5 protein-coding genes are annotated in these 5,421 nt (G+C 72.6%); 2 read left to right on the top strand and 3 right to left on the bottom strand.

The window, feature by feature from the left end; genetic code table 11:
- The coding region (locus VIU94_RS43010; RefSeq protein ID WP_331920883.1) for a DUF5685 family protein at positions 1-386 on the bottom strand (386 nt) is incomplete at its 3' end.
- 308 nt (positions 387-694) lie between these two features.
- Between VIU94_RS43010 and VIU94_RS43005 the strand changes: the two genes are divergently transcribed.
- Positions 695-1,129 carry a cell division protein SepF gene (locus VIU94_RS43005; protein WP_331920881.1) on the top strand — a complete coding sequence of 145 codons (435 nt, stop codon included), beginning with the start codon at positions 695-697 and terminating at the stop codon, positions 1,127-1,129.
- 55 nt (positions 1,130-1,184) lie between these two features.
- On the opposite strand, the gene VIU94_RS43000 is transcribed toward VIU94_RS43005, so the two are convergent.
- Both VIU94_RS43000 and VIU94_RS42995 read right to left on the bottom strand, forming a co-directional pair.
- A complete protein-coding gene (locus VIU94_RS43000; protein WP_331920879.1) occupies positions 1,185-2,387 on the bottom strand; it encodes an acyl-CoA dehydrogenase family protein in 1,203 nt (400 codons plus the stop codon).
- A gap of 172 nt (positions 2,388-2,559) precedes the next feature.
- Positions 2,560-4,233 (bottom strand): MFS transporter, encoded by a 1,674-nt coding sequence (locus VIU94_RS42995; RefSeq protein WP_331920877.1) that lies wholly within the window; start codon positions 4,231-4,233, stop codon positions 2,560-2,562.
- 406 nt (positions 4,234-4,639) lie between these two features.
- Between VIU94_RS42995 and VIU94_RS42990 the strand changes: the two genes are divergently transcribed.
- Positions 4,640-5,421, top strand: a 782-nt coding sequence (locus VIU94_RS42990) for a phosphatase PAP2 family protein (RefSeq protein WP_331920875.1), incomplete at its 3' end; no start/stop codon positions are given.

Genomic DNA, 5,421 nt, shown 5'->3' with positions numbered 1-5,421 from the left:
CAGGCGCGGGCGACCCGGCGGGCCGCGGCGGCAACCGGCCGGCGGGCCAACAGCCCGTCCCGGTCGGCCACATGGTCGCGGACCTTCGCCGAGGCCAGCACGAGGGAGACGGACGCCGCGAGGCGGGCGCCCTCGCCCATGGCGACCGGCGCGGTGCGCATGGCGCGCAGCGGGCAGGGTCCGGCGATGCGCCGGTCGGCGGCCGAGACGCCGGCCTGAGCCTCCGTCAGAACCGAGACGATGAGGCCGTCGTAGTTGGTGGCCACGCGCGCGAACTGGCCGTGGTCGGCCCGCAGTGCAAGACAGAGGCCGCAGAGATGGGCCATCCACTCCGTCCTCAGCCCGTCGGTGAGACGGTGCGCACAGGGCCTGACGATTCCGAACAAGGATTCCCCCGGGCTTCGAGCGTCAGTGCGGCTGGCATCGTATCGATCGGCGCCCGTTCACCCGTACGTCCCCCTGATCACCCGTCCGGACCGCCCGGGCCCGACTTTCCTCTTTTGTGCGCTACGCGACACGTTCGAGGCTCCGTCAGGCTCCATATAAGGGAAGAACCTTGACGTATCGCCATATCTTCTGCACCAGTCCCGTCACGAATCCCCTGCGCGGTCCCTATCCACTTGGCGCGCGATCCGCATGATGGACGACCATAGGGATGCGGAACCACGAGTGACCGCGCTGAAAGGAGGCGTCCATGGGATCGGTGCGCAAGGCGAGTGCATGGCTGGGACTCGTCGAGGACAGCGACGAGCGTTACTACGACGACGAGTACGCCGAGGGAGCCGAGAACGGCGACGCCTGGGTGACGGACCCGCGGGTGCGGGTCGCTTCCGACTCGGCGCAGGAGCAGGGCCGCCGGATCGCCACCGTCTCGCCGGACGGGTTCCGCGACGCCCGGGGCATCGGCGAGCTGTTCCGCGCCGGCGTCCCGGTGATCGTGAACCTCACGGCGATGGAGCCGGCCGACGCCAAGCGCGTGGTCGACTTCGCGGCGGGCCTCGCCTTCGGCCTGCGCGGCTCCATCGAGCGGGTGGCGACCCGGGTGTTCCTGCTGACCCCCTCCGACACCCGGATCGTCACCGGGGAGTCCGCGGGCCGCGCGCAGGACGGTTTCTTCAACCAGAGCTGAGGCAGGGCGGCTCACCGGCCGCCGCACCCCGTGCCCACCGCGACGACGCCGCGTTCTAGCGGAACGCGTCGAGACCGGTGAGCGCCTTGCCCAGCACCAGCTGGTGCATCTCGACGGTGCCCTCGTAGGTGAGCACCGACTCCAGGTTGGTGGCGTGCCGCATCACCGGGTACTCCAGCGAGATGCCGTTGGCGCCCAGGATCGTGCGCGAGGTGCGGCAGATCTCGATCGCCTCCCGCACGTTGTTGAGCTTGCCGAAGCTGACCTGCTCCGGCCGCAGCCGCCCGGCGTCCATCCGGCGGCCCAGGTGGTGCGCGAGCAGGATGCCCTTGTGCAGCTCCACCGCCATGTCGGCGAGCTTGCCCTGGGTGAGCTGGAAGCCGCCGATCGGCCGGCCGAACTGCTCGCGGCTCTTCGCGTACGCGAGCGCCGCCTCGAACGACGCCCGCGCGGCGCCCATCGCGCCCCACACGATGCCGTAGCGGGCGTGCGACAGACAGCCGAGCGGGCCCTTGAGCCCGGTCACCCCGGGCAGCACCGCGTCGGCCGGCAGCCGTACGTCGTCCATGACCAGCTCGCTGGTGACGCTGGCGCGCAGCGACCACTTGTGGTGGATCTCCGGCGCGGAGAAACCGGGCGCGTCGGTCGGCACCACGAAGCCGCGGATGCCCTCGTCGGTCTGCGCCCACACGACGGCCACGCCCGCGACCGAGCCGTTGGTGATCCACATCTTGCGGCCGTTGAGCACCCAGTCGGCGCCGTCCTTCTTGGCGTACGTACGCATGCCCGCCGGGTCCGAGCCGTGGTCGGGCTCGGTCAGCCCGAAGCAGCCGATGATCTCGCCGGCCGCCATCCCGGGCAGCCAGCGCTGCTTCTGCTCCTCGGAGCCGTACTTCCAGATCGCGTACATGGCGAGCGAGCCCTGCACGGAGACCAGCGAGCGGATGCCGGAGTCCGCGGCCTCCAGCTCAAGGCAGGCCAGGCCGTACTGGACGTTCGTCGCGCCCGCGCAGCCGTATCCGGTCAGGGACATGCCGAGGGCGCCGAGCGAGCCGAGCTCGCGGGCCAGCTCGCGGATCTCGGGCAGCTCCCCCTTCTCGTACCACTCGGCGATGTGCGGCAGGACCCGGTCGGCCGCCCAGCGACGGACGGTGTCGCGGACCGCGAGGTCCTCGGGATCGAGCAGGTCGTCGAGGCCGAGCGGGTCGGCGGGGTCGAACGGCGGCAGCTTCGACGGGGCGGGCGAGGGGGCGGACATGCGGGCCTCCGGCGGGTCGCACTCTCTTCGGCAGCGCCGGCGGTCCGGGTGCGGATCGGCGCCGGTGGCCCGCTGATCACGGACCGGCGCCGACGTTACGGATCACTGCGCCGCACGTCCAGACCCGGCCTGATCACTGCGCCGTGCGTCCGGTCCGGCCCGGTCGGCCCGGTCAGCGCGCCGTGCGTCCGGACGTGGCCGGCTCGGCGGGCTCGCGCCGGTGCGGCAGCCGCGGCTCGACCGGAACGGTGGGCTCCGCCGCGCGCGGGGCCGTCTCGGCCGACTGCTCCTCCGGCCGTGCCTGTTCCTGCGGGCACTCCATCACCCGGGGCAGCCGCAGCGCCATCAACGCGCCGAGCAGCAGCAGGCCGGCGCTGACCACGAGGGTGACGTGCAGGCCGGTGACGAAGGAGTGCCGGGCCGCGGCGTGCAGCGCCGCGCCCGCCGGGCCGCCGATCCGTTCGGCGACCTGGTACGCCTCGCCGAGCGAGTTCGCGGCGGCGTGGGAGGCGGCGGCGGGGACCCCGGGCACGTCGGCGAGGCCGGGGGCGTACGCGGCGTTCATCACGCTGCCGAGCAGCGCGATGCCCATGCCCGCGCCGAGCTGGTACGAGGTCTCGCCGATCGCCGCAGCGGCGCCCGCGCTCTCCGGCGGGGCCTCGCTGAGCATCGACTCGTACGCGCCGAAGAGCGTGGTCTGCAGGCCGAAGCCGAGCAGTACGAAACCGATGGTGAGCAGCAGCGGCCGGTCGTGCTGGCCCATGAGGACCAGCAGCAGCACGGCGGCGGCGGTGAGCACGAAGCCCCAGCCGACCATCCGGCGCGGGCCGATCCGGTGCAGCGTGGACGAGCCGGTGGCGCCGGCCGCCATCGCGGCGAAGGTGAGCGGCAGCAGCCGCAGCCCGGTCTCCAGCGGGCTCAGCCCGAGCACCAGCTGGAGGTACTGGACGGCGATCAGCTGCAGGCCGACCAGCGCCAGCATCGCGAGCACGACGCAGCCGACGGAGGTGGTGAACGCGGCGCGGGAGAACAGCCCGGTGTCGATCAGCGGATGCGGGCGGCGCTTCTGGCGGCGGACGAAGAGGACGAGCAGCGCGGCCCCGAGCAGCAGCGGGCCGAGCGTGGCCGGGGCGAGGACGGCGTCGCCCACGCCGGCCCGCTTGACGCCGAGGACCAGGCCGAGCATGCCGGCCGCGGCCATCAGCGCGCCGAGGACGTCCCAGGGTCCGTCGGCGCGGCCCCTGGACTCCGGCAGCAGCCAGCGAGCGAGCGGCAGGATCACCGCCATCAGCGGGATGTTTATCAGGAAGACCGAGCCCCACCAGAAGTTCTCGACCAGGAAGCCGCCGAGCACCGGGCCGGTGGCGGCGCCGACGGCGGCGGTCGCGGTCCAGATGCCGATGGCGGTGGCCCGCTCGCGCCGGTCGGGGAAGACCGCCCGGAGGATCGAGAGCGTGGCGGGCATGATCATCGCGCCGCCGACGCCGAGCAGCGCGCGGGCCCCGATCAGCACCTCGGGCGCGGTGGCCAGCGCGGCGAGCGCGGAGGCGACGCCGAACAGGCCGTACCCGAGGAGCAGCACCTTCCGCCGCCCGATCCGGTCGCCGAGCGTGCCGAAGAGGATCAGCAGCGCGGCGCAGATCAGCGGGTAGGCGTCGACGACCCAGAGCAGCTGGGTGGAGCTGGGGTGGAGGTCGGAGGTGAGGGAGGGGACGGCGACGTGCAGCACGGTCGCGTCGAGGGCGACGAGCAGCAGACTGACGCAGAGGACGAGGAGGACCACCCAGCGGTTCGCGCCGCCTCCGGCGGCACGGAGTCGTGCCCCGGCCGTGATCGTCCGCGCCATGTACGTACCTCCCGGTGACCTCTCGCGCTCGGCGGGCGCCGACCCCTCGGGGCGGCCCGGCATCGACACGCGAGTGAGTCGTCAGCGTACGCGAGTTCGGCAGCCGGGCGCGTGGCGCAGCTCTCACCCGGCAGAGCGGGGGCTGTGGCGTACGCCACTCCGGGGGCCCGGCGCGTCGCGTGGAATTCCGTACCGCCGACCGGGTGAGGTATTTCGTCGAGACGCAACTCGACAGGCAAACAGAGTTGCGGAAACGGCCCTCCAACCAATAGGGCACGGGGTCGCCGGGATTTCCGCGGCCGACGTGTAAATGGAACCGGCTTTGAGACGGACTCCACATCACATGGTCATCACGAACAGCCCGGATCGGCCGGTCCGCGCACTCACTCCCTGTAACGTCCATTGGGTGCGTACCGACATCTTTGCCCGGCTGGACCGGGAGCCGGAACCGCCGAAGATAGAGATCCCGCGGATGACCCGGACGCGTCTCGCCCTCTTCGGCGGGACGTTGGCGTTCTATCTCGCGATCGTGGTCGCCGTGCTGCTGTGCACCTGGCTCGTGCTGCTCGACTGGAAGATCATGCTCTTCCGGCCCTATCAGCAATGGCCCGAGCTGCACGCCTTCCTCGACTACTACGTGGTGCTCGGCCAGCGCGGTCCGACCGCGGTGATGGTGGCCGCCTGGCTGGGCTGGCGCTCCTGGCGGCAGCACACGCTGCGCCCGCTGCTCGCGCTGGGCGCGGCGCTGCTGCTCCTGAACGTGACCGTCGGCGCGGTCAAGCTGGGCCTGGGCCGGCTCGGACCCCACTACGCGACGGAGATCGGCTCCGCCGAGCTCTTCGCGGGCGGCGATATATTTCCGTCCGGCCACACCGCCAACGCGGTCGTGACCTGGGGGATCCTGGCCTACCTGGCCACCACCCCGCGGGCCCGGCGCTATCTGTCGGCGCTGTCCGCGGTGGTCGCTCTGGGCGTCGGTCTCACCACCGTCTATCTCGGTACGCACTGGCTGAGCGATGTGCTGCTCGGCTGGGCGGCCGGCCTGGTGATCCTGCTGGCGCTGCCCTGGTGCGAGCCGGCCATCGCCCGCGCCGAGGCGTTCATCCTGGGGCTGCGCGAGCTGCTGCGGGCCCGCCGCCGGCTGGCGCCCTCGCTGCCGGTCGCGGCCGGAGGTCCGCGCCCCGCGCT

Source organism: Streptomyces sp., from assembly GCF_036566765.1.
Classification (GTDB): domain Bacteria; phylum Actinomycetota; class Actinomycetes; order Streptomycetales; family Streptomycetaceae; genus Streptomyces.
Note: the sequence above shows the minus strand (reverse complement) of the source record. Positions and strands in the feature narration are given on the sequence as shown.